Annotated in this window: 18 protein-coding genes; 13 read left to right on the top strand and 5 right to left on the bottom strand. The window is 67.2% G+C overall.

From position 1 onward, the window contains the following. Window positions 1-212: 212 nt before the first annotated feature. The 4 genes from EV137_RS16810 to EV137_RS16795 all read left to right on the top strand — a co-directional run bounded on the left by EV137_RS16810 (window position 213) and on the right by EV137_RS16795 (window position 5745). Complete coding sequence (locus tag EV137_RS16810) at window positions 213-1694, top strand: short-chain fatty acid transporter (protein WP_134129927.1); 1482 nt, start codon at window positions 213-215, stop codon at window positions 1692-1694. A 126-nt stretch (window positions 1695-1820) separates the two neighbouring features. Beyond that, a complete protein-coding gene (locus tag EV137_RS16805; protein WP_238175376.1) occupies window positions 1821-4061 on the top strand; it encodes a transglycosylase domain-containing protein in 2241 nt (746 codons plus the stop codon). Between the two features lie 128 nt (window positions 4062-4189). After that, window positions 4190-5383, top strand: a complete 1194-nt coding sequence (locus tag EV137_RS16800) for a mannosyltransferase family protein (protein ID WP_238175375.1) — start codon at window positions 4190-4192, stop codon at window positions 5381-5383. Window positions 5384-5430: 47 nt separating this feature from the next. After that, window positions 5431-5745, top strand: coding sequence for a hypothetical protein (locus EV137_RS16795; RefSeq protein ID WP_134129926.1), 315 nt, complete (start codon window positions 5431-5433; stop codon window positions 5743-5745). 181 nt (window positions 5746-5926) lie between these two features. Here the strand turns inward: EV137_RS16795 and EV137_RS16790 are convergent, their stop codons facing one another. Continuing rightward, window positions 5927-9877: a GH92 family glycosyl hydrolase gene (locus EV137_RS16790; protein ID WP_238175374.1), complete on the bottom strand. Its 3951-nt coding sequence runs from the start codon at window positions 9875-9877 to the stop codon at window positions 5927-5929. Window positions 9878-10211: 334 nt separating this feature from the next. On the opposite strand from EV137_RS16790, the gene EV137_RS16785 reads away from it, so the two are divergent. The 4 genes from EV137_RS16785 to EV137_RS41045 all read left to right on the top strand — a co-directional run bounded on the left by EV137_RS16785 (window position 10212) and on the right by EV137_RS41045 (window position 16573). Then, window positions 10212-10835 (top strand): hypothetical protein, encoded by a 624-nt coding sequence (locus EV137_RS16785; protein WP_134129924.1) that lies wholly within the window; start codon window positions 10212-10214, stop codon window positions 10833-10835. Next, window positions 10828-12651 carry a hypothetical protein gene (locus EV137_RS16780; protein ID WP_134129923.1) on the top strand — a complete coding sequence of 608 codons (1824 nt, stop codon included), beginning with the start codon at window positions 10828-10830 and terminating at the stop codon, window positions 12649-12651. The genes EV137_RS16785 and EV137_RS16780 overlap by 8 nt, the downstream gene beginning before the upstream one ends. 170 nt (window positions 12652-12821) lie before the next feature. Then, window positions 12822-15377, top strand: coding sequence for an ATP-binding protein (locus tag EV137_RS16775; RefSeq protein WP_238175373.1), 2556 nt, complete (start codon window positions 12822-12824; stop codon window positions 15375-15377). A 137-nt stretch (window positions 15378-15514) separates the two neighbouring features. Continuing rightward, a complete protein-coding gene (locus EV137_RS41045) occupies window positions 15515-16573 on the top strand; it encodes an HD domain-containing protein (protein WP_202871021.1) in 1059 nt (352 codons plus the stop codon). A 112-nt stretch (window positions 16574-16685) separates the two neighbouring features. Here EV137_RS41045 and EV137_RS40570 read toward each other — a convergent pair whose 3' ends face one another. Next, entirely contained in the window at window positions 16686-16859 is a 174-nt protein-coding gene (locus tag EV137_RS40570; protein WP_166679909.1) for a hypothetical protein, read from the bottom strand. A gap of 84 nt (window positions 16860-16943) precedes the next feature. Here EV137_RS40570 and EV137_RS16765 point away from each other — a divergent pair, with 84 nt between their 5' ends. The 4 genes from EV137_RS16765 to EV137_RS16750 are packed head-to-tail and all read left to right on the top strand — an operon-like array spanning window position 16944 to window position 21699. Then, complete coding sequence (locus tag EV137_RS16765) at window positions 16944-18236, top strand: hypothetical protein (protein WP_134129920.1); 1293 nt, start codon at window positions 16944-16946, stop codon at window positions 18234-18236. A 3-nt stretch (window positions 18237-18239) separates the two neighbouring features. Beyond that, window positions 18240-18581 carry a hypothetical protein gene (locus tag EV137_RS16760; RefSeq protein ID WP_134129919.1) on the top strand — a complete coding sequence of 114 codons (342 nt, stop codon included), beginning with the start codon at window positions 18240-18242 and terminating at the stop codon, window positions 18579-18581. A 41-nt stretch (window positions 18582-18622) separates the two neighbouring features. Continuing rightward, window positions 18623-19522: an NAD-dependent epimerase/dehydratase family protein gene (locus EV137_RS16755; RefSeq protein WP_166679908.1), complete on the top strand. Its 900-nt coding sequence runs from the start codon at window positions 18623-18625 to the stop codon at window positions 19520-19522. Between the two features lie 17 nt (window positions 19523-19539). Next, window positions 19540-21699 carry a glycosyltransferase gene (locus tag EV137_RS16750; RefSeq protein ID WP_238175372.1) on the top strand — a complete coding sequence of 720 codons (2160 nt, stop codon included), beginning with the start codon at window positions 19540-19542 and terminating at the stop codon, window positions 21697-21699. On the opposite strand, the gene EV137_RS16745 is transcribed toward EV137_RS16750, so the two are convergent. Then, window positions 21611-22072 carry a GtrA family protein gene (locus tag EV137_RS16745; RefSeq protein ID WP_134129917.1) on the bottom strand — a complete coding sequence of 154 codons (462 nt, stop codon included), beginning with the start codon at window positions 22070-22072 and terminating at the stop codon, window positions 21611-21613. The genes EV137_RS16750 and EV137_RS16745 overlap by 89 nt on opposite strands. Window positions 22073-22228: 156 nt before the next feature. Between EV137_RS16745 and EV137_RS16740 the strand changes: the two genes are divergently transcribed. Further along, on the top strand, window positions 22229-23383 hold the full coding sequence (locus tag EV137_RS16740) for an NAD-dependent epimerase/dehydratase family protein (RefSeq protein ID WP_134129916.1): 1155 nt from the start codon (window positions 22229-22231) through the stop codon (window positions 23381-23383). Here the strand turns inward: EV137_RS16740 and EV137_RS16735 are convergent. Then, entirely contained in the window at window positions 23373-23744 is a 372-nt protein-coding gene (locus EV137_RS16735) for a VOC family protein (protein ID WP_134129915.1), read from the bottom strand. The genes EV137_RS16740 and EV137_RS16735 overlap by 11 nt on opposite strands. Window positions 23745-23754: 10 nt before the next feature. Further along, the gene (locus EV137_RS16730; RefSeq protein ID WP_238175371.1) at window positions 23755-24477 is read right to left on the bottom strand and encodes a methyltransferase domain-containing protein; all 723 of its coding nucleotides are present in this window, start codon (window positions 24475-24477) and stop codon (window positions 23755-23757) included. Between the last annotated feature and the right edge of the window lie 14 nt (window positions 24478-24491).

Below are 24491 nucleotides of genomic sequence, written 5' to 3'. Positions count from 1 at the left end.
CGCCGAGCGGCACGCCCAGGAAACCTGTTACGTCAGACGCCGATCTGCGTTAATCGAATGACACCCAGCGTCGTAGCCCGGGAGCGGACGGTAATGACGGCACCAATGCCGCGCCTCCGGCGCGGCGGGTCATTGGGCTGTAACTCCCGGCCTTCCCTCGTCGCTCCGGTCGCTTCGCTCCCTCCACTCCTCAGTCCAGGCCGGGAGGCCCAATGACCGACAGTCATGGGAAGCACGCCAAGTCCGATGTGGAAGCCGAGGGTGCGCTCGCCCGGCTGGCGCTGCGGTTCACCGCGTTCACCGAGAAGTGGCTGCCGGACGCGTTCCCGTTCGTACTGGTCGGCACGTTCGTGGTGCTGCTGTTCGGGCTCGTCACCGGTGAGCCGCTGCTGAAGCGTCCCGACGACCCGGCCGCGACCAAGGGCTTCGGGATGATCGATGCCTGGGGCATCGGGTTCTGGTCGCTGATCACCTTCACCCTGCAGATGGCGATGATCATCATCGGCGGGTACGCCGTCGCCACCAGCGGACCGGTCGCGCGGTTGATCACGCGGCTGGCCCGGATCCCGAAGAGCTCGCGGACCGCGGTCGCGTTCGTCGCCGCGGTCGCGATGCTGGCGTCGTACCTGAACTGGGCCTTCAGCCTGATCTTCGCGGCGATCCTGGCGCGCGAGGTGGCGCGCAACGTGCCGAAGGCGGACTACCGCGCGCTCGGTGCGATGGCGTTCCTCGGGCTCGGGACCGTGTGGGCACAGGGGCTGTCCGGCTCTGCGGCATTGCAGGTGGCGAGTGCGAGCAGCAGCCCGGCGCCGGTGCAGGAGGTGATCAAGGCCGGCGGTCACGCCAGCGGTCTGATCCCGCTCAGCGACACGATCTTCACCTGGCAGGCGATCGTGGCGACGTTGATCGTGTACGCCGTCGGCGTCGGGATGGCGTGGTTCATCGCGCCGGGCGAGGGCAATGCGCGGACCGCGGAGCAGATCGGGATCGAACTCAAACCGCTCATCGGCCGCGGGTCGGCGTACAACGGTCAACGGGGAGAAGCCCGCAGGCCGGGCGATTGGCTCGAGCATTCGCCACTGTTCAGTCTGCTGATCGTCCTGCTCGGCGCGGTCTACCTGGTCCGCTACTTCAGTGGGAAGAACTTCTTCAACGCGCTGGACCTCAACACGGTCAACCTGATCCTGTTCCTGCTCGCGATGCTGCTGCACTGGCGGCCGTGGCGGATGGCGCGTGCGGTGCGCGACGGTGCGCCCGCGGCGGCCGGCGTACTGCTCCAGTTCCCCTTGTACGGCGGGATTTTCGGGATGATCGCCTACACCGGGATCTCCGCGCGACTCGCCGGGTGGCTGGTGCAGGCGAGCAACCAGTTCCTGTTCCCGCCGCTGGTCGCGATCTACTCGTGCATCCTCGGCATCTTCGTCCCGAGCGGCGGCAGCAAGTGGGTGATCGAGGCGCCGTACGTGCTGCAGGCCGCCAACGAACTGAAGGTCGACGCGGGCTGGATGGTCGTCGTGTACGACCTCGGCGAGGCGAGCGCCAACCTGCTGCAACCGTTCTGGATGCTGCCGACGCTCGCCATCCTCGGCCTCAAGGCTCGCGACATCATGGGCTATACCTTCACGATGTTCCTGGCCTGCTTCCCGGCCGCGTTGATCGCCGTGACATTGCTCGCACCGCACGTCACGGGGTAACCGATTGCAGCGACTTTGGGTCCGGCAGGATCTGCTTGCTAGCATCCGATGCGGATTCGGGCCCGTTACCACACCCACCGTAGTCTGTGGGGCAATGACTTCAGCGAGATCGTCGAGGATTGCACAGTGAGTGAAGCTCGTAGGAAGGCCGCCCCGCCGCCCCGGCGCAAGAAGCACTGGGCGCTCCGGGTGCTCGGCTGGCTCGCCGCACTCCTCTTCCTCGGCATCATCGGTTCGGTCGCGGCCTTCTTCGTCGTCTACCAGACGACCAAGATCCCGGACCCGAACAAGGAGTTCGCCACCAACACCACGACGGTGACCTACTCCGACGGCAACCAGCCACTCGGCTCGTTCTTCGAGCAGAACCGGCACACGGTGCCGCTGGCGCAGATCCCGAAGCACGTCCAGGACTCGGTGATCGCGGCAGAGGACCGGACGTTCTGGACCAACCCGGGGATCTCGCCGAGCGGCATGGTCCGGGCGGCGGTGAACATCGCCCGCGGTGAGCAGTTGCAGGGTGGTTCGACGATCACGCAGCAGTACGTGAAGATCATGTACCTGACGCAGGAGCGGACGGTCTCCCGCAAGCTCAAGGAACTGTTCATCGCGACCAAGCTCGGCCGTCAGCAGGACAAGAGCAAGACGCTCGAGGGCTACCTGAACACGATCTACTTCGGCCAGGGCGCCTACGGCATCGCCGCCGCCGGCGATGTCTACTTCAAGCAGCCGAACCCGAAGCTGCTGAGCGTCCAGCAGGCCGCGCTCCTCGCGACCGTGCTGAACAACCCTTCGCTCTTCGACGTCACCGACTCGGATCCGCGGACCAAGAAGCGGATCATCGATCGGTACCACTACGTTCTCGACGGCATGCAGCAGATGGGCACGATCACCGAGGCCCAGGAGAAGCAGTACGCCAACCGGCTGCCGGACTTGTCGCAGATGAAGAAGAAGAGCGACCGCTACAAGGGGCCGAAAGGCTTTCTGCTCGACATGGCTCGTAAGGAGCTGGCGCAGCGCGGGTTCGACGAGGACGAGATCACCGGCGGCGGCCTGAAGGTGACCACCACCTTCAACTACAACCAGCAGAAGAAGATGCTGGCTGCCGCACAGAACGAGCTGCCTGAGAAGAAGAACGGCCTGCATGTCGGGATGGCTGCGGTACAGCCGGGCACCGGCCAGTTGCTGGCGATGTACGGCGGGCCGGACTTCCTCAAGAGCCAGTTGAACTGGGCAACGACCAAGGCGCGACCCGGTTCGTCGTTCAAGCCGTTCGCGCTGGCCGCGGCGCTGAAGGACGGCAAGTCTCTCTGGGACGTCTACCAAGGCGACAGCCCGATCACGATCCAGGGCCAGAAGTTCGGCAACGAGCTCAGTACCGACTACGGCGACGTCACGCTGATGAAGGCGACCGAGCAGTCGATCAACACCGCCTTCTACGATCTGGTCGACAACGCCATGGAGAACGGCCCGGCCAAGGTCGTCGACGCTGCCGAGGCGGCCGGCATCCCGGCGTCGAAGACGCTGGAGAAGGACCGGGGGGCGCCGGCCACGGTGCTCGGCCCGGATGCGTACGCCTCGCCGGTCGACATGGCGAACGCCTACGCGACGTTCGCTGCCGAGGGCAAGTACACGCCGCTGCACGTGATCAAGGAAGTCCGCGGCCCGGACGGCAAGGTGCTGTGGTCGGACGCGAGCGTGCTGAAGCAGCAGAAGCAGGCCTTCACGCCGGAGATCGCCAACCTGGTGAACTACGCCCTGCAGAACGTGGTCAAGAAGGGCACCGGTACCGGCGCCAAGGATCTGGACCGCGCGGTGGCCGGCAAGACCGGCACCGCCGGTGGTGTCGCGGTCGAGGACCGCAAGGAGAACGCGGCGTGCGACGGCTGTAAGGACGGCTCGGCGACGCTGACCTCGTGGTGGACGGGCTACACGCCACAGGAATCCACCTCCGTGCTGTACCGGGCCGGTGCGACCGGTGAATCGGACCTCGACCCGTACAGCGACGACCCGGCCTTCTTCGGTGGCAACTGGCCGCTGAAGACCTGGCTGGCGTTCATGAAGTCGGCCCTCGACGGCGTCCCCGAGGCCGAGTTCGCGGACCCGGACAAGGACCAGATCAAGGACACGTCGACCCCGACGTTCACCCCGCCCCCGAACACTCCGCCGCCGAGTACGCCGCCGCCCAGCACCCCGCCGCCGAGTACGCCGCCGCCGAGCACCCCGCCCCCGTCGACGCCGGACAAGCCGACGAACACCCCGACCAAGACCAAACCCACGCGGACGACGACGACCCCGGTCATCCCGTCCCTGCCGACGGGCGGAACAACGAAACCCAAACCCACCGACACACCGCAGACGCCCGGGTAACGGAGCTGTCCTGGCTCAACTCGATGGCCGGCTGCTCGCGGTGATCGACCGGCCGGATCGCGCTGGAACCTGGATGAGGGACGATGGGGGCGTGACTCGGGTGGACTGTGGTGGCTGGCGGTGGGGGCGTGTTTGAGCGCTCGGTTGCCGGCGAGCCCAAGCCGGGGCGTGCCCGGCGAGCCCGGGTCGACAGGGTTGGCTGGCAGCGGTGGATGCCGACGCCGCTGACTCGGGAGGTGCTCGGGTGGTGGCTCGTCACCCGGGTGGCGCTGTTCGTACTGTCGGTCTCCGCGCCGCTCCTGTTCAACCGGGGCGGCGACTACCCGAACGTGTGGAAGGCCTGGCTGCAGTGGGACGTCTGGCACCTGAAGGCGGTCGCCGAGTTCGGCTACAACCACGGTGAGCCGTCCGGTGCGCCGCTGGCTGCCTTCTTCCCGGGCTTCCCGTTGCTGGTCCGGTTGGTCAGCTACACCGGCATCGGCTACGTTGCCGCCGGCATCGTGGTGTCGGCAGTCGCCAGCGCCGTGGCGGGCGTGTACCTCGCGCGCCTGGCGCAGTACGAGTTCCCGGAGCTGAAGGGCATCGGCCCGAACGCCGCCATGATCTGGTACGGCGCCCCGGTCGGAGTGTTCCTCGCCGCCGGGTACACCGAGGCGCTGTTCTGCGCCTTCGCGTTCCCCGCCTGGCTGGCCGCGCGGCAGGGACGCTGGGCCCGCGCCGCCGTCTTCGTCGCGCTGGCGTCCACGGTGCGGGTGTCCGGGATCTTCCTGATCTTCGCGCTGCTCGTCGAGTTCGTCACCTCGAAGAAGCGTGACTGGTTGTCGCTGCCGTGGCTGGCGCTGCCCGCCGTACCGGTGCTCGGTTTCATGGCGTACCTGAAGCAGATTCACGGCTCCTGGTTCGCCTGGCAGGACGCGCAGGAGAAGGGCTGGGCGCGGGAGTTCACCTGGCCCTGGATCTCGCTCGTGCACACTTTCGAGGCCGCGAGCAAGGGCCACTTCCCGGCTGACCGCAGCGACTGGACCTGGATGTTCCGGGCCGAGCTGGTCACGCTGTTCGTCGGGCTGATCCTGCTCGCCTGGCTGTTCTGGCGCCGGTCCTGGGGCGAGGCGGCCTGGGTCGCCGCCACGATCGGTGCGTTCTGTACGTCGTTCTGGATCTACTCACTCACCCGGGCCACCCTGCTGATGTGGCCGCTGTGGATCGGCCTCGCGGTCCTCGCCAGACGCAGACCGTGGATCGGCCGCCTCTACCTGGCTGTGGCGATACCCCTGGCCGCCATCTGGGCCGCCGCCTTCTTCACCGGCCGCTGGTCGGGCTGAGTAGTTCTGCTCAGGCGCTGGACCCGTCCCGTACCTACCGTGGTCCCATGGAAGCCCGGACAATCGGCAGGGTCGCCCTGCAGGCGGTCTTCGTCGGCGTGGTGGCAGGTGTCGCGTACGCGCTGATGCGTCAGGTCGGTGCGCCGCTGTGCCCGCCGACCGGGGTGAGTTGCGCCGTGGAGAGCGGTGGCGCGCTGTTCGCCGTTCAACTCGGGGGCGTGGCGACGACGCTGGCGCTGCCCGTGCTGGCTCTGCGGGCCGGGCTCGGGTGGGTCTTCGCGGTCGCAGCGACAGCCGGAGTGCTGGTCGTGAACCTGGTCTGGTTCCTGTCATTGTCCGGCATGTGGACAGTTCTGGGGTGAGGCAACCCTCGGGAGGGTTCGAGCGTCGATAGGGGTGAAGGGGTGGCAGTCCGGGCGGGGACCGCCACCCCTCCTTACTTGCAGTAAGTACTGCCGGCGGAACCTCTCAGGGGCAGGCTCCGCCGGCTGGACCACACGAGGGCGACGGCCGGTGCCGTCGCCCTCGCGTCATGCTCAGGTGCTAGCCGTAGTTGCGGTCGATCGACTGGGACGGGGTCGGGCTCGGCTTCGTCTCGGCCACGCGCTTGTCGCTCGGGTGGGTACCGGTCTCGACGCCCTTCAGCGTGCCGAGCAGCTCGATCTCGGACAGGGTGACGCCGTCGGCCCCCGCCGCCGGCGTGAGCACCAGCCGGTACTGCGTGTACGCCTTGGGCGAGCTGATGCTGAAGGACCTCGTGTACGACGTCCACGCCCAGCTCTGCCCGGTACGGCGGTCGACTGTCGTCCACGTCGTACCGTCGTTCGAGCCCTCCAGTGTCCACGCCGACGGAGCTGTGCCGGTCGCACCGCTTGTCAGCGTGTACATGCCGACCGGACGCCCCTGTGGCAGGGCGACCGTGACCGTCGGCTGGGCGCCGGTCAGCGTGACCTGTGTCTTCGAGTCGTTGTCGATCAAAGCGGAGACATCCGCGCCACCCGCACCGATCACCGCGCCGGTGTCGGAGGTCGAGTCCCGCCAGGTCGTCGGGTCCTCACCCGGCTTGGTGATCGACGGCGGGGCGTCGTTGCGGCCGCTGCCCCACTTGGTCGGCTGGTCGGTCATCTCGAACTCGATCTTGCCGCCTCCTGCGATCAGGTCGTGCGGCAACGCTGTCGACGTCCAGTTCTTGCCGTTGACGCGAACGCTCTTCACGTAGACGTTCTTCGACGAGTTCTGCGGTGCGCTGATCACCAGCTTCTTGCCGCCGGCCAGTCGGACCGTCGCCTTGGTGAACAGCGGCGAGCCGATCGCGTACGACGGTGAACCGACCTGCAACGGGTAGAAGCCGAGAGAGCTGAACAGGTACCACGACGACATCTCGCCGTTGTCCTCGTCACCTGGGTACCCCTGCCCGATCTCCGAGCCGGTGTACAACCGCGACAACGCCTCACGCACGAGAGCCTGCGTCTTCCACGGCTGCCCCGCCACGTCGTACATGTAGGTGATGTGGTGCGACGGCTGGTTGCTGTGGCCGTACTGCCCCATGCGGACGTCACGCGCCTCGAGCATCTCGTGGATCGTGCCGCCGTACCCGCCGGTGTGCAGCGCGTCTTCCGGCGTACTGAAGAACTCGTCGAGCTTCTTCGCCAGACCGTCCCTGCCGCCGTAGATCGCGGCCAGGCCGGCCCCGTCCTGCGGAGTGGAGAACGCCATGTTCCACGCGTTCGTCTCGGTGTAGTCGTGACCCCAGTCCCGCGGGTCGAAGGTGCTCGGGGAGTTGCCCCAGACACCGTCGGGGCCCTTGCCCTGGAAGAAGCCGACCGTCGGGTCGTAGAGCGTGACGTAGTTGCGGGCCCGGTTCAGGAAGTACTTGTAGTTGTCCAGGTACTCCTGCTTGCGCGGATCGTTCTTCTTCGCCTTGTCGTACAACGCCTTCGACAGGTTCGCGATCCCGAAGTCGTTGATGTAGCCGTCCATCGACCAGCTGAAGCCCTCACCGGTGGTGTTGGCCGTGTAGCCGTTGAACGTGGACAGGTCCATGCCCTTGCGGCCGACGTTCTGCGACGGCGGTACGACGGACGCGTTCTTGACCGCCGCGTCGTACATCGGCTGGACGTCGATCCCCTTGATGCCCTTGAGGTACGCGTCCGCGAAGGCGACGTCGGACGACGTACCGACCATCAGGTTCGCGTAGCCGGGGGAGGACCAGCGGGAGATCCAGCCGCCGTCCTTGTACTGCTGCACGAATCCGTTGACCAGATCCGCGGCCTCGTCCTGCGCGAACAGCGAGTACGCCGGCCACACCGTGCGGTACGTGTCCCAGAATCCGTTGTTCACGTACGTCTGCCCGGCGACGATTTTCGAGCCGGTCGTGGTCGGGGTGTCGGTGCCCACCTTCGGCGAGGTCGGCGACGCGTACATGATGACCGGCTTGTCCTTGGATCCCGTGTTCTCGGACCCGTTGTTCGGGTAGAGGAACAGCCGGTAGAGGTTCGAGTACAGCGTGGTCAGCTGGTCGGCCGTCGCGCCCTCGACCTCGATCGTGCTGAGCTTCTTGTCCCACGCGGCCTGCGCGGCGTCCTTGACCTTGCTGAACTTCGAGCCCACCGGGAGCTCCAGCCCGAGGTTCTTCTGAGCCTGTGCGGTGCTGATCAGCGAGGTCGCGATCCGCAGCTGCACCTGGGTGACAGTGGGATCGAAGCCGAAGTATCCACCGACGTTCGCCCCGCCCCCGTTCGACAGTGTGCCCGAAGCAACAACCTTCTGGTCCACGACGCCGTACACGAACAACCGGCCGGCGCCGGTGGACAGTCCGCTCTTGATATCGGAGTACCCAGTGACCACGCCGGTCGCCGGGTCGAGAGTGAGGCCGCCGCTGTTGTTGACGTTGTCGAAGATCAGCGACGCCTTGCCGGCCGGGAAGCTGAACCGCAGCAGCGCGGCGTGGTCGGTCGGCGCGATCTCGGCCGCGTTGCCGTTGTCGAACGTGACGCCGTAGTAGTACGGACGGGCGATCTCGTTGTCGTGGCTGAACGACCAGGCGCGGGCCTTGCGATCCGCGGTCGGGGTCGCCGCGGTCGACGGCATCACCTGGAAGGTCTGCCGGTCACCCATCCACGGGCTGGGCTCGTGGCTGATCGACAGGGCCTGCATGGTCGGCTTGTTCGCCTCGTTGTTGCCCTTGGCGTAGTCGTACAGCCAGGATGTGGACCCGGCGTTCGTCACCGGCGTCCAGAAGTTGAAGCCGTGCGGTACGGCGGTGGCCGGGAAGTTGTTGCCCCGCGAGAAGCCGCCGGTCGCGTTCGTGCCGCGGGTGGTCAGTGCGAGGTCCGACGGGTGCTTGGCCGCGGTCTTCTGCGCCGCGCGGTCCGGGTTGATCGCCGCGGCGATCCGGACGTCGTCGATCCAGCCGCGGAACTCGGCCGGTCCGGACGGCTTGTCGTACCCGACCAGGATCCGTGTGATCGTCTTGCCGGCGGCAACCTTGCCGAGATCGGCCTCGATGTTGTTCCACTGGTTCGTGTAGAGCGCCTTGGAGTCGCCCTGGCCGCGCGGGCTGAGTTCGAAGCCGTGGTGGTCCTTGGCCTTCAGGTCGCTCAGATAGGTGCCGTCGGAGAACGCCAGGTCGAGCGCGGCGTACGTGCTCGGGTAGCTGAGATCGCCCTCGACGTGCTCGGGGAAGATCTTGTACGAGAGGCGGGTGTCCTTGCCCACCTTCAGGTCGACGTCGGACACCTTGTTCCACGTGTATCCACGGCCCTCCGCGTCCTGGTGCCCGGCGTACCGGAAAGACTTGACGCCGGTGAAGCCGACGCGGGCGCGGGCGTTGTAGGCGCTGGTCGGGCCGGAGTCGAGGCGCGACTCGGCGACCGGGCCGGGTGGCGGCAGCGGGGCGCCGTTCGACAGGTACCAGTCGGCGAGTTGGACGATGTTCTCACCGTGGTTCAGCGTGATGTCCAGCTTGAAGTACATGTACGCCGTGTCGTTGGCGAAGCTGTACTCCTTGGTCTGGAACCGGTTCTCGAAGCTCTGACCGGTCTGGGTGTCCAGCGTGGTCCACGTGGTGCCGTCGTTCGAACCCGAGACGGTCCAGTTCTGCGGGTCGCGGCCGTCCGCGTCGTTCGCCGAGGTCAGCGCGTACTTCTTGATCACCACCGGGGCCGAGGTCTGGTAGACCAGCCAGCCGGTCGGCTGGAACACCAGCCACTTGGTGAACTTGTCACCGTCGGCGGCGTTCGTGGCGATCTCGCCGCCACCGGTGTTCTCGCCGTTCGCGGTCACCTTGGTGACCTTGTCCATCTCGCTGCCGCCGATCCCGGTCGGCGTCGGGCCGCGCACCCCGTCGGTGCGTGGCTTCCCGTCCGGGCCGGTCTCGACGGCGTCGGTGTACCCCGGCTGTGGCTGGCCTGGCTCGAACGAGGTGAAGTACGACGAACCGCTGATCACCGGCTGCTCCGAGGCAGCAGATGACGCGGCATGCGCTGGCGTCATGGCAACAGACAGTGTCACAACCAGCGTGAGAGACGTGACGAGCCCCAGTGGGCGGCGGAGATTCATCGACGCTCCTTGCACATCCGGCCGGCGCGACGGGACGCCCCCGTCCACCGGTGTAGGTACGCGGCCCCGATGACAAGGTTGTCAGCCCGCGCCCGGCCGGAATCGTCTCCCGCCGATCACGCGCGGTCAAGACCTCGTCGCGTTCGGTCCGCATCGGGCCGGAGTTTTCCACAAGTGGCAACGCGATCGGGCTGCGACAGGCACAGGCGGTAACTACAGTTACCTTGCGCGGTCCGCTGGGGAGGCCGCACGGTCTCGGGAGGACGTAGTGGCTGTCGAACGTGCCGGGCTGGTCCGTCGGCACCACACTCACCTGCTCCTGCCCCATGCCGCGCTGGACGCCCCGCAGCGAGCCCTGTTCGAGGTGGCGCTGCGCCCGGCCGGCTGGACCGCGGATCCGGACAACACGTCCACCATGTCCCTGCGCTGGAACCGTGGCGACGCCGCGCTGCGACTGCAGACGCTCGGCTGGTTCCCGCTGCTGGTGACCGTGGGTCCGATGGGGAAGGCGACCGGCGTTCATCGGGATGCCGCAGCGAGGCTGACCTCGGCGGTGCTGGCCGGCGGCGGGAAGAGCTTCACGGACCGGCAACTGGTCGAGTACCTGCCGCAGGCGCAGGAGCGCTGGCAGCGTGCACTGCTGGAACGTCGACGGTTATCCACAGCCGAGCGCCTCTTGCGGGCACGACGGTGCTCGTCCTGCGGAGCGTGGTCCGACCTGTCGGCGACGCACTGCGCCGGATGTCGTCGGCGGTTCACCACAGCTGACGATGCGGAACGGGACGCTACGGTCAGCCGTGCAGCGGCAACGGTCCAGGAGGCCGAGGCGATCCTGGCGGATCTGGCGCGTGGTGTGGTCCTGGACCGCCTGAACGGTGCGGCGCATGGCTGAGCCGATGGTCGCGACTCGTGAGGCCGAGCAGTGGGGCTGGGAGTACCGCGGGCGCGAGGTCGTGGTCGTCGAGCAGCAAGACCCGCCCGTTCCCGCCGTACCGCCGCCGACGGAGCTTGCGGCGCTCGAGACCAAGCGTGCTGCCGCCGTACGGATGCGCCCCGTCCTGACCTGGACGATGGTCGCGGCCGTTATAGCCACCGGTGTGGTCGGCGTCGTTGTGGACCCGTTGATCGCGCTGGTGCCTGCCGTAGTGGCGATCGGCCTCGGCTGGTTGTGCTGGGGACGACCGGAGCTGCTCCGACGGGCTACCGCCAAGGAGCATCAGCTGTGGTTGGCCCACTGCGTCAGCACGATGGCCCGGTTCGAGCGCGACGTACAGGCCTGGCAACAGGATCTGAGCGACCGGGAGCAGACCAAGTCCCTGCAGGTCAGCGCCGTACGCCCGTGGGTGCCGGTCGGCCCGGTGACGAAGGAGCGCGTCGACCTGTACGGCGGGACTGCCGCGGGCTGGCGTGCGGCGTTGCTCGCGATGGGTAGCTCGCTGATGAGCGCCGGCGGGCGACTCGTGGTTCTCGACCTCACGCAGGACTCTGTGATCGAGCCGCTGCACCGCATGGCCTCGGATCACGGTGCGCCGATCCGGTCGGCCGTCGTACCGGACGAGGCGCGCTCGCTGAACCCCCTCACCGGCTTGAGCGCTGATGAGATCGGTGTCGTGGTCGCAGAAGGTTTGCGCGCGGCCGAGCCTGAGCAGAGCGAGTCGCGGGGTGTCGACGCGACCCTGGTGCAGCAGGTCGTCGAGTGCCTGACGGACGCCCCGGTCACTTTCACGAGACTGCACCTGGCGTTCCAGGTGTTGCTGCGGCAGCTGACGCCGGATCAGCGGGGTTCGTTGACGCGGGCTGAGTACACGAGGCTGTCCGATCTCTTGAGCGAGGCTGCCCGGCGTACGGCGGAAGCTCGGCTGTTCCGGCTGGCTGCGGGCGTGCAGCGGCTGGCTGCGGTCACGGGTGATGCGCCGATGGACGGGTGGGAGGACGACGACGTCTCGCTGCGGGTGTTCGAGTTGTCGCATCGCGAGCCGGAGCTGACCGCCTCGTTGCTCAGGCATCTGCTGTTCCAGATCACGATGGTCCGGATCCAGCGTGGCCAGCTGTCGGGGCGGGGCGAGCGGATCGTGGTGATCGCCGGAGCTGATGCGGTGGCCCGCCCGGAGCTCGAGCGGTTCGACAGCATCTGCCGACGCAACGGGATCCGTCTCGTGCTGCTGTTCGCGCATCTGCGGGACAGCGCGGTGGAGCTCCTCGGCGGCGGGGACGCCGTACTGTTCATGCGCCTCGGGAACGCGAAGGAGGCCGAGCAGGCCGCGACCTTCATCGGTCGGCAGCACCGGTTGGTGGCGAGTCAGTTCACCTATTCACACGGGACGAACACGTCCACGTCGACGTCGGACAGCACGACGCGCGGCAACAGTTCGTCGACGAGCGATTCGGTCGGCGTACAGACGTCGGACAGCCGGCAGGCGACGTTCGGGCTGCTGTTCAGCAGGCGGCATCGGTCCGGGTCCAAGACCTCGGGCGAGCAGTCCTCGTCATCGACGACCGGCGGTACGTCGTGGTCGGAGTCGACGTCGACCTCGGCGTCGAGCGGGACCACGGAGAGTACGTCGGTCGGGTATCAGCGCACGTACGAGTACTCGGTGGAGCCGACGGTGCTGCAGGGGTTGTCGCCGACCGCTTTTGTGATGGTCGACCCGCTCGATCCGGCGAGTCCGCGGCTGGGCGATTGCGATCCGCGGTTGGGTGCTTCGTGATTGCGTCAGGTGCAGGTGTTCCGCGGTGGCGCGTCACCTCGGTTCCGTTGGCCGGGGGGCCGGACACGGACCTGGCGCAACGGTTCACGGCGCTTCGGCGTGGGTTGCTGCCTGCGCTGATGCTGCAGGCGTCGGCGGGGCGTTCCTTCAGCTGCTGCTGGACTCGCGCGGTGGCCGGTGGGCCGATCGAGGTTCGGGTCGGTATCGAGCCTGTGGACGGCGCCGTTTCCTACCCGGTGGGTGCGCGGGCAGTCGCTGCGGACGCGGTCGATTTCCCTTGCTGGGTGGGTGTGGACGGCGTGCACGACGTACTGACTGCGCTTCCGGAGGCCGAGGTCGAGCCGGCCGGGACGCTAGAGGATCTAGCGGAGGCGTTGCCGGCGTTCGCCTGGTTGGTGCGGGCCTCGCCCCTTGGTGTGCAGGAGCGCGGCGAGTTGCTCGACGACCTCCATCTGCGGATGACGATCGGGCTGGACCGGGAGAAGATCTCGGGTCGGGACGCGCTCGAGCTCGAGCGGAGTCGCGCTCGCTACCGGGACTTCTCCGCGGCGCAGGGTGGCTTGTGGTCGGTGGAGATTCTCGCTGGTGGAGTGGATGAAGCCAGTGCGAGGCTCGTGGCGCAGACCTTGTCCGGGGCGGCTGACCTGCACGCCACGCCGTACAGCTTGACGACTCAGTCCGAGGGTCGCGCTTTCGAGGCGACAGGGGAGCTGCTTGCAGCCGTCGCGCGGCCGCCGGTGCGGGAGATCGCCGGTGTTCGCGTGGTCGAACAGGTGCGTTTCGACCTGACGCCTGAGACCCCGGCGGACGGGATCCCGCTGGGCGACGTCATCGATGCGTCGGGGCGCGCGGTCGGGACAATGACGGTTTCGCGGGACACGTTGAACCGGCACGCGTTCGTTGCCGGCGCCACCGGTTCGGGCAAGTCGCAAACGATCCGCCACCTGCTCGAGGGCCTGACAGCGGCCGCCGTACCGTGGCTGGTGATCGAGCCCGCGAAGGCGGAGTACGCCGGGATGGCCGGACGCCTGGGTTCGGACTCCAGTGTCGCGGTCGTCCGCCTCGGCGATCCGGACGCCGTACCGCTGAGCCTGAATCCGCTGGAACCGGAGGCCGGGTTCCCGCTGCAGACGCACCTCGACCTCGTCCGCGCGCTTTTCCTGGCCGCCTTCGAGGCGAACGAGCCATTTCCACAGGTCCTCAGTCAGGCGCTGACCCGGTGCTACACCTCGTACGGCTGGGACCTCACACTGAGTCGCGGCGGTCCGCAGTACCCGACGCTCGCGGATCTGCAGCTCAGCGCACGCCAGGTGGTCGACGACATCGGGTACGGCGCCGAACTCGCCGCCGATGTCCGCGGCTTCGTCGACGTCCGCCTCAGCTCGTTGCTGCTCGGGACCCCCGGCCGGTTCCTCGGCGGCGGCCACCCGCTCGACGTCGCGGACCTGCTCAGCCGGAACGTCGTACTCGAACTCGAGGACGTCGGCGACGACCAGGACAAGGCGTTCTGCATGGGCGTCGTCCTGATCCGCCTGATCGAACACCTCCGCGTCCGCCGCGGACCGGCCTCCGGCCTGCGACACGTCACGGTCGTCGAAGAGGCCCACCGGTTGCTCAAGGCAAGCACTGGCGACTCTGGCGGAACGGCCGGTCACGCGGTCGAGATGTTCGCCGGCCTGCTCGCCGAGATCCGGGCGTACGGCGAAGGCATCGTCGTCGCCGAGCAGATCCCCGGCAAGGTCATCCCCGACGTCGTCAAGAACTCCGCCCTCAAGATCCTGCACCGCCTCCCCGCCGCCGACGACCGCGAAACCGTCGGCGCCACCATGAACCTCGACACCCCCCAATCCCGAGCCGTGGTCTCCCTCCCACCCGGCCAAGCCGCCACCTTCACCGACGGCATGGACCGCCCCATCCTCCTCCAAATCCCCCACGGCGAACCCCGCGAAAGACGATTGGCTTTACCACCGACCGTTGCCACCACGGCCTGTCGGAGCGCTACCTGTGGAGCCGTCTGCCGAGACGCTCCCTGCAGCATCCGCGCAATCGGCGACGCCACCGCGCTACTTGCCGACTCTCCGCACCTGACCGTGTGGGTCGAGCTCCTAACAGTCGCGCACGTCGCGGGCCTACCCAGGCCGGTGCTGCTGGCTGGCCCGCCGATTCCGGACAACACGTCCGCTCGCCTCCGGGAATGTGTTGTCGCCGAAGCGGTCACCCGGGCGGTCACGGCTCGATCGCACCTGATCCGCGCGGACTACGCGTCGGACACGTTGGCAGAGCACCTGGCGGGCACAGTCACGCGCGCATTGTCCGGGGGCGCGCCCGCATGTCCAGTCTCCGCGGAAACCCACTGGCAGGCCGGCCGCTACCGTTTCACCGACGTACCGCTGGCCCTGCACCACTGGCAGGGTCGTCGAGACCGGCCGCATCCGATGACCTCCTCCTGGCGCGCCCGCGGTCTGGATCTGGACGGCGCCACCATCGACGAGCAGCTGTTGAGGTACGCCGTTCGAGCCGGCAGCCGACTGCCCGCCGCCGAGCTCCTCTGGGGCGATGGCCATCTGGCCACCGCGATCGACCAACTCTCCGGTGCGTCAGATCGCACGTCCCGCCTTATCGCCGCTGCCGGCCGTCTTCACATCCCCGACGCGTGGCACCACTACATCTTTGACCTGGCCACCACCGCAGACACCCCCTTCAGCGCCGCCGCCCCGGATGCGTGAACTACGCCGCGGCCCGGCGGAGCGGCCCTCGACCAGGACGAGACAAGGAGCAGATGGCATGACTGACGCGGACACGGCCGATGAGCCAGTTCCGCTCGATCTTCCCGGGTGGGACGGATACCGAGACCGTGTGCTCCATGGCTGACCTGCGCATGTTCCCGGGTTGGGACGACTGGAGCGCTGCGGGGATCGACCTGCGAGCGCTCCTCTCCGATCAGACCGCTGACGAATTAGCCGTAGCGTTCGATGCTGCGGTCGGCTGGCACGAAGGCCAGACCAGACCGGCCGGCGAACCCTACTGGCAGCATCTGCTTCAAGTGCTGCACGTGCTGGCAAGCGGACTCGACGTCAAGGACGTCGATCTGCTCAGGGCGGGGCTGCTGCACGACGTTGTGGAAGACACGGCGGGCACGGGAGCCGATCTGGTGGCGCGGTTCGGGGTGCGTACGGCGGGGTTGGTGGACGCGGTCACGATTCCGGAGGTCCGGGCGGGGGAGTCGAAGGACGAGGTGCGGACGGCATACCTGGCGAAGCTCGCGCGGGCGCCTCGGAAGGTGTTGCTGTTGAAGCTGTCGGATCGGTACAGCAACGTGCAGCGCCTACATACGCATCCGCGGGTCGCGAAGCAGCGCTCGTACTATGCGGAGACCGTCGAGCGATTCGTTCCGTTGGCGTCTGTGGATGACCGGCTGGATCAGCTGTTCAAGCGTTGGGCGGACGCATACTCGTACCTCGCGGGTCCGGTCGACAGCATCGAGACTGCCGACAAACTCGCGGCGGCCCTTCACCGGGAGCAGGTCGACAAGAGCGGGCAACCGTACGTCGACCATGTCCGTGGCGCTGCGGCGATTGCGCGGGCGAACGGCGCCCGTACAGACCAGCAGATGGCGGCGCTCCTTCACGACACCGTGGAAGACACCGCCTGCACGCTTGCCCAACTCCGCGACCTCGGCGTGCCCGATCCCGTCGTGGAGATGGTCGACGCCCTCACCCGTCGGCCCGGCGAATCCCACGACACGTATCTGACGCGCCTCACCCGAACCCCCGATGCCGTCCTCGTCAAGCGAGCCGACATCGAACACAACAGCAGCCCGTCCCGCCAGAGCCAACTAGATCCGGCTACCCAAGACCGCTTGCGCCAGAAGTACGCCCACGCCGTACGAGTTCTCGACGAGGCCACCGGCAACCATGGATAGCCGCCGCCACCGCGCCGACAACTCCACCCCCGACCAGCCCACCGCCAGCACCGCCCCACACCACGACAACCCCGCGCCTCGAGACGACCTCGATCCCACTCCCGATCTTCGCTCAGATCAACCCGACCCACCCAAGCCCAACGCCGAGCCGCACGACCGCCCACCACCCAGCCCCGATGATGAGCACCGCGAGCCCGACCACCACAGCGAGCCCGACCAGCACCGCGAGCCCGACCACCACAGAGAGCCCGACCAGCACGAGGAGCGCCAGGAGACCGACCGTCACTCGCCGGACCGAGCCGCCGAGTCACCCTCAACCGACGCTCAACCGGACCCGTTCGCGTCGTACCCTCCCGAACTCCGCGCCCACATGCACCACGACGACACCCTGTCCCGCCTGCAATACCTCAGCAACCCCCTGCCCGAACCCGACCGTACGAGCGATGGTGAGCCGGGCGAGGGACCCGACGACGAGACCGACGGTGTCGTGAAGGCCAACGCCGCAGCCACGCAACCAGAACCTTCGAGTGCTGACACGCCTCCAGATGTAGCGGACAACGCGAAGCCCACCTCAACCGATGACGAACTCGAAATCACGGAAGCCGAGGCGGACGAGGCCGCGCAAGAACCAACTGAAGAGCCAGCCCTTGATGCCCAGCCGGTGACGGACAGATCAGCCGACTCCACCGCGGACAGAACCGATGACTCGGCTGACCTCAGCGCGAACCGAACCGACGACGGATCGGATTCCGCGGAGGCGACCACTCCTCCCGACAGGGATCGCGACAGCACCACCACAAGCGACGACCCGACACCGGCTGACGACGTACCGGCCCCGCTCAAGCCCGTAACTCTCGAGACTGAGATAAATGGCGAGACTGTCGGCAGGCGGCTGGAGCGGTGGGAGCCCGCTCGATTGAACCTTCCCCGGCCGGCGCCGGCGGACGTGACCACTACCGAACCGACCGTCGAGACGGAGCACGCCGACCAGCGGAGCGTTGATGAGGAAAATGCAGTCGCCTACATAGCCGTGAACAAGGAAACAAGCCCATGGCTCGCCCCAGCAGCCGACTGCGAACCTGCGGTCCAAAGCGTCTACGCATCACTGGACCAAGGAACCGGACATGCACATAGTCGGCACGGGCCAGCGCTGGACCAGCAATCTCTGGTGGCGAGAGTCACTCGATTCGAAGACCCTGCCCAGCCGGACCGGGCTCTGCGGGAGAACGGAGTTGACGGGCTCGATTCCGGCAATATGCATTACTGTGGCCGCTATGCAACAGCGGTCGCGGATCCCTATGTTTTCGCCGCAGTAACCGCAGTCTTGAGTGAGCATCCGGACGTTCAGGAAGCCCTTCGCAGTGATTGGGGCGGACCTGTTCCGGCCCGCCTGGAAATACCGATCTCAGATCTGCTCGGGGTGGACGGTCACAAGTACTGCATCGGGTTCCGGCTCCGCGGTGACTGGGAGGAGGCCAAAGCCCAGCGCAAAGACTGGGCGCTGGCTCGATCGAGCGGCGCCGACTCGGGCGATGTGCCCGAACCTGAGGCGGAGCCGGTTCAGACATTCGAGGGCGGCGACATCGTGGTGATGTTCAAGCGTAACCTTGGTGCATCGAAATTCGAGATTGGTACATTCTTCCCAGATCCACCAGAATCGTGATGCTTGAGAGGATTGCTGGTTGTGCCCAAATCATATTGGCTCACGGATCCGTCGGTTCCGTTCGCGACATTTCTCACAATAATTCAGACGTATTATCATCCAGAAGTCCGCAATGACAATTTCGATGAGCTGGTCGAGATGGCGCGGACCGGTCGTGGTGGCGAGAAGTTGGCAACCTTCAAGGCCGAGCTGGAGAGACTGGTTCGCGGTGACCGCGAAGGTCTGCGGGCTGGGGCCATCAGTGATGCCACGGCGTACGACGACTGGAGCACCGACGATGAGTTTCTGGCTTGGTTGTGGGGAGTGTTGTATCCCGGGGAGCGGGTTCCGGGACGTGGGTTGTGAGGGGGTGGGAGGAGTGCGGGGGCGCGGGTAGGTTGAGGGGTATGGACGAGCGTGTGTTGGTCACGGGGGCGTCGGGGTTTGTGGGGCGGGGTTTGGTTAGGGCCTTGCGGGGGCGGGGGGTGTTGGTTACTGCGGTGGATCGGGAGCCGGGGGATTCCTCGTGGGATGGCGGGGTGCATGTGGTGACGGGGGATCTTGCGGAGCAGGAGACGTGTATTGCGGCGTTCGAGACGCGGCCTACCGCGGTGGTGCATCTGGCGGCGTTGACGTCGGTGTTGCGGTCGGTGGACGCGCCGATGCAGACCTTTGCGCAGAACGTGACGATCACGCAGGTGCTGCTGGAGTTGAGTCGCGGTAGTGGCGTGGACCGGTTCGTGCTGGCGTCGACCAATGCGGTCGTGGGGGATGTCGGTACGTCGACCATTACCGCGGACCTTCCGCTGCGGCCGTTGACGCCGTACGGCGCGACGAAGGCGGCGGGTGAGATGTTGCTGTCGGCGTACTCGGGGAGTTACGGGATGGCGACCGCGGCGCTGCGGTTCACCAACGTGTACGGGCCGGGGATGTCGCACAAGGACAGCTTCGTGCCGCGGATGATGCGGGCGGCCTTGAGCGGTGGCGGCGTGCGGGTGTACGGCGACGGGAAGCAGCGGCGGGATCTGGTCTTCATCGACGACGTGGTGAACGGCGTACTGCTCGCGCTCGACAGCAAGTACGACGGGCGCGCGATCATCGGATCCGGGCGGTCGGTGTCGGTGCTCGAGATGATCGACGCGGTGCGTGCGGTGACCGGATGCCCGGTGCCGGCCGAGCACATCGAGGCGCCGGCGGGCGAGATGCCGGCCGTGGTCGTGGACATCACCAACGATCTCGGCTACGAGCCGACGGTTTCGCTGGAAGACGGTCTGGCCCGGACGTGGCAGTACTTCAAAACCCAGTGAGCAAGCTTCAAAGAGCAGTGCGGACGCACTGGCTGCTCGCCGTCTTCCTGCTGGCAGGTCTGGTACTGCGTGTTCTCGCGACCGTCGCGTACCGGCCCGCGATCATCTACACCGACTCGGTCCAGTACCTGACCAACATGGGCAAGCTGAGCCCTGACCAGCTCAACCCGATCGGGTACGACTTCGTGCTCGGCCCGCTGGTGGCGATCGGCGGACTGACTTTCGTCGTGATCGTGCAGCACCTCGCCGGGCTGCTTCTCGGTGTCGCGATCTACGCGCTGGCGCGCAGGCTCACCGTCTACCGCTGGTTGGCCGCGTTCGCCGCCGCACCGATCCTGCTCGACGCGTATCAGGTGCAGATCGAGCAGAACATCATGGCCGAGACCACGTTCGACGTGATCCTGGTGGCGATCCTCTGGCTCCTCCTCGGCAAGGGTGTGCCGGGCTGGCGGCGCGCGGCCGTCGTCGGCGTACTGGTCGGCGCCGCCTTCACGGTGCGCGCGATCGGATTGGTCCTGCTGATCGCAGTCGTGCTCTACCTGATCGTGGTGGGCAAACAGCGCGTACGTCGTACCGCTGCCGCCGTCGCAGGATTCGGTGTCGTTTTCGCCGCGTACGCCGGCTACTACCATGCGGAAACGGGCCGCTGGGGTTTCACCGGCGCCGAGAACCAGGTCCTGTACGGGCGGACCGCTACGGTCGCCAACTGCGACAAGCTCCCACTCGACGAGGGCACGCGGCTGTTCTGCCCGAAGGAACCGCTGGGCCAACGCCTCGGCGTGGACAGCTACGCCCACAACCACTACGGCGACCCGAACTGGCCCGGTCCGCTTCCACCCGGTACGACGAAGCGTCAACTGGCGACTGAGTTCGCACACCTCGTGATCAAGCACCAGCCGCTGGACGTGACGTGGGCGGCGCTGAAGGACTTCGCGAAAGGTTTCGCGCCCACACGCACCACGTCACCTGACGACGTACCGCTGGACCGCTGGCAGTTCCAGCTGACCTACCCGAACCTCAAAGACCCCAACACCACAGAGGCTGCAGTGAAATGGGGAGGGTCCGAGCCACACGTCTCCCACGCACCTGCGGTCATTCTGCGCGCCTACCAGCTCCACGGCGGCTATACCTCCGGCACACTGCTCGCACTGTGCGTGCTGATCGCTCTTGCTGCCGTAGCAAGGGCTAAGGAGCTCCGGTCGGCCACACTGTTCCCCGTAGCGGCCGGTGTGATCCTCCTGCTCGGCTCAGCTGCGTTCGAGTTCTCCTGGCGCTACCAACTGCCCGGACTGGTGTTCTTCCCGCTCGCAGGTGCCATAGGTCTCCGGGCACTGCTCGGCAAGGACCAGGCACGACCTGCGATGGCGGACTTCCCAGACGCCGTGGATTCCGAAGCCGTAAAGGCCTTCACGCACAAGGACTTCGCGCCGGTCGTAGTGGTCATCGCCGCGTACAACGAGGCCGGCGGCATCGGCCAGGTGCTCACCGACATGCCGCGTACCTGCGCCGGCCTCCAGGTCGACGTCCTGGTCGTCGTGGACGGCGCGACCGACAACACCGCCGAAATCGCCCGTGAACACGGGGCGTACGTGTGTGTTGCCCAGAGCAACCGAGGTCAGGGCGCGGCGCTCCGGCTCGGGTATCACCTGGCAGCACAAGGCGGAGCGCGGTACGTCGTGACCACGGACGCGGATGGTCAGTACGACAACGACGAGCTGGAGACCCTCCTGGAGCCGATCCTGCTCGACCGGGCCGACTTCGTCACCGGGTCGCGCCGCCTCGGGGCCGAGGACGCGGACAGCCGGCTGCGCTGGGTCGGCGTCCGGGTGTTCGCCGTCCTCGCGTCGATCCTGACGCGCAAGAAGCTGACCGACACGTCGTTCGGATTCCGCGCGATGCGGGCCGAACTCGCGACAGCGGTGACGTTGCGTGAACCGCAGTACCAGTCGTCGGAGCTGCTGCTCGGTGCGCTCGCGCTCGGCGCCCGCGTGGTCGAGCTGCCGATGACGATGCGCCGCCGTGGCGACGGGAGCAGCAAGAAGGGCCCGGGGGTCGTGTACGGCGCGAACTACGGGCGGGTGATGACGACTACGTGGCTACGGGAGTACGTACTTCGACGGGGTCGGAAACCGTCTTGGCGAACACCAGCCGGTCGAAAAGCACGAACTTCACGATGAACAGCACCGCGTACGTCGCGAGGTACGACCCGGTCACCAGCACCGTCTGCCACGCGTGGGACTCGAGCGGCTGGACCAGGTGATCGGTCACCGACGTGACCACCGCGGCCATGACCGCCGACCCGACCACGATGATTGTGTACGGCAACTTCTGCCCGCTGCGGCCCCACGTCCACCGACGGTTGAGCAAGTAGTTCGGCACCGCGCCGGAGACCCAGGCGACCAGGCTCGCGACGATCGCTGCCGTGCCGAACCAGTAGCACAGAGCGAACGCCAGCTGGCTGACCACGGTGGCGATCACGGACGACGCAGAGTACTTCGCCCACAGCAACAATCGGCTGCGGGAGAGATAGGCCTTGGTGAGTACGCGCATCCCGGCCTATTCTGCACCTCCGCACCAGCCAGCGGCAGTGCGCCGGAAATTCTCAGCCGATTACCAGCGAATAGGTGGCTCTGATCACGTTACTGGAGTGGGTACTCGGGATAGGAAGGGTGGTGACGACGTTTCCCGACGGAAGGCGGCCGAACCGTGCGCGTACTCGTTCTGGGCGGTGACGGCTACCTAGGGTGGCCGACTGCACTGCACCTGTCCGACCGTGGCCATGACACGGCCGTGCTCGACAACATGGCCCGGCGTGGTTACGACCGCGAGCTGGGCGTCCAGAGTCTGGTCCCGATCGAGGATCTCGAAAGCCGGGTCGCGGCCTGGGAAGAGGTCTCCGGCCGACGGATCCCGGCGTACGTCGGTGATCTGCTCGACGCCGACTTCGTCTACCGGGTCGTGCGGGAGTTCGCGCCGGACGCGATCGTGCACTTCGCCGAGCAGCGCGCCGCGCCGTACTCGATGATCGACCGCGAACACGCTGTCTACACCCAGCACAACAACGTGGTCGGCACGCTGAACCTGATGTACGCCATCGCCGAGACCAACCCGGACATCCACCTGGTGAAGCTCGGCACGATGGGTGAGTACGGGACGCCGAACATCGACATCGAGGAAGGCTGGCTGGAGGTCGAGCACAACGGCCGTAAGGACCGGATGCTCTACCCGAAGAAGCCGGGCTCGTTCTACCACCTCAGCAAAGTGCACGACTCGCACAACCTCGAGTTCGGCTGCCGGATCTGGGGGATGCGTGTCACCGACCTCAACCAGGGCGTGGTGTACGGGCAGCAGACCGACCAGACCGTGCGGGACGCGCGGCTGGCGACGCGGTTCGACTACGACGCCGTGTTCGGCACGGTACTCAACCGGTTCGTCATCCAGGCAGTACTCGGTGAGCCGCTGACCGTCTACGGCAGCGGCGGGCAGACCCGCGGGTTCCTGGACATCCGGGACACCGTCGAGTGCATCCGGCTCGCGGTCGAGAATCCGGCGGACGCGGGCGAGTTCCGCGTGTTCAACCAGATGACCGAGAGCTACTCGGTGTCGCAGCTCGCCGACCTGGTCGCGGAGTGCTTCCCCGGGCCGGTGCAGGTCGAGCACCTGGAGAACCCGCGCGTCGAGCAGGCCGAGCACTACTACAACGTGAAGCACACCGGGCTGGTCGGCCTGGGCCTGCAGCCGCACCTGCTGTCGGACACGCTGATCGAGTCGATGTTCGACATCGTGTCCGCCAACAAGGACCGCGTCGACCCGGCCGCTCTGCTACCGACCGTCCGCTGGACGGGTCACCTCAATCGGTGAAGAAGCAGAAGATGTGACCGACGGGGTCGGCGTACACCCGGACGTCGGGCTGTGGCTGGAACTCCATCAGCCGCGCCCCGGCGTCCATCGCCCGCTGGTGCGCCGACTCCAGGTCGTCCACTTGGATGTCCAGGTGTAGCTGCATCTGCTGGACGCCGGTCCGACTCGGCCACGTGGGCGGCTGATAGTTCGGCTCCAGCTGGAACGACAGGCCGGTCGTGCCGTCGGGATCGGTCGCCGTGACCCACGTGTCGTCGTGAGCGTTCAGCTCCCAGCCGAGCGCGCGGCTGTAGAACTCACCGAGCGCTCGCGGGTCGGGCGCGTCCAGTACGACGCCTTTCAACGCGTATTTATGGCTCATCTCCAGAACGTTAGCGCTGCCCGCCGACAAGAAGCGTCGGGAGCACGGCGAGGAAGCGGTCCCGGCGGCCGCGGCCGGCCTGTTCCCTGAGCCAGCCGGCAGCATCTTCTCGAGTGATCAAGGCCTTGTCGACGGCGGCTTCCGCGGCGCTCTTGAGCTGCGGAGCCATCTGTTCGTAGTCGGTGACGACTTCGGTGTGTACGGCGACCTCGACATCGGTGAAGCCGGTGTCGAGGAGGACGTCTCGCAAGGTGCGGGTCGCGCGCGGGGAGACCGTGCGGGACTCGAGGCCGAGGCGGATCACGTCGGTCAGGTCCTGGTCGGAGCTGTCGATCAGGACGAAGCCGTAGTCCTGCCCGCCGAGCACGATCCGCCCGCCGGGACGTAGTACCCGATAGGCCTCGGCCACCGTCGGAGCGGAATCCTCGAGCAGATGGAACAGCCGTAACGCGCGGTAGCCGTCCATCGACTCGTCCTCGAGCGGCAGCTCGTCGGAATGTGCCACGTGAAACATCGCCCCGGGCGCCCGCTCCCGGGCCGCCTCGATCGCGTCGGGATCTGCGTCGACCCCGGTCACCTTCAGGCCCTTCTTCGCCAGCTCGGCCACCGCATGACCCGCCCCGCACGCGACATCGACGCAGGTCGCGCCACGTTTCAGCCCCAGCATCCGGTACGACGCCGCACGCAACTCCGCCGCCCCGGGCCGCTCCTCGATCCGCTCCAGAAAACTCATACGGTCCACGCTGC

This window comes from Kribbella pratensis, from assembly GCF_004366075.1.
Lineage (GTDB): Bacteria > Actinomycetota > Actinomycetes > Propionibacteriales > Kribbellaceae > Kribbella > Kribbella pratensis.
Note: the sequence above shows the minus strand (reverse complement) of the source record. Positions and strands in the feature narration are given on the sequence as shown.

What these genes read in the sequence shown, in the direction of transcription:
- EV137_RS16810 (WP_134129927.1), top strand. Translation starts at nt 213, where the DNA reads ATGACCGACAGTCATGGGAAGCACGCCAAGTCCGATGTGGAAGCCGAG.
- EV137_RS16795 (WP_134129926.1), top strand. Translation starts at nt 5,431, where the DNA reads ATGGAAGCCCGGACAATCGGCAGGGTCGCCCTGCAGGCGGTCTTCGTC.
- EV137_RS16790 (WP_238175374.1), bottom strand. Translation starts at nt 9,877, where the DNA reads ATGACGCCAGCGCATGCCGCGTCATCTGCTGCCTCGGAGCAGCCGGTG.
- EV137_RS16780 (WP_134129923.1), top strand. Translation starts at nt 10,828, where the DNA reads ATGGCTGAGCCGATGGTCGCGACTCGTGAGGCCGAGCAGTGGGGCTGG.
- EV137_RS41045 (WP_202871021.1), top strand. Translation starts at nt 15,515, where the DNA reads ATGGCTGACCTGCGCATGTTCCCGGGTTGGGACGACTGGAGCGCTGCG.
- EV137_RS16765 (WP_134129920.1), top strand. Translation starts at nt 16,944, where the DNA reads ATGCACCACGACGACACCCTGTCCCGCCTGCAATACCTCAGCAACCCC.
- EV137_RS16755 (WP_166679908.1), top strand. Translation starts at nt 18,623, where the DNA reads ATGGACGAGCGTGTGTTGGTCACGGGGGCGTCGGGGTTTGTGGGGCGG.
- EV137_RS16745 (WP_134129917.1), bottom strand. Translation starts at nt 22,072, where the DNA reads ATGCGCGTACTCACCAAGGCCTATCTCTCCCGCAGCCGATTGTTGCTG.
- EV137_RS16735 (WP_134129915.1), bottom strand. Translation starts at nt 23,744, where the DNA reads ATGAGCCATAAATACGCGTTGAAAGGCGTCGTACTGGACGCGCCCGAC.
- EV137_RS16730 (WP_238175371.1), bottom strand. Translation starts at nt 24,477, where the DNA reads ATGAGTTTTCTGGAGCGGATCGAGGAGCGGCCCGGGGCGGCGGAGTTG.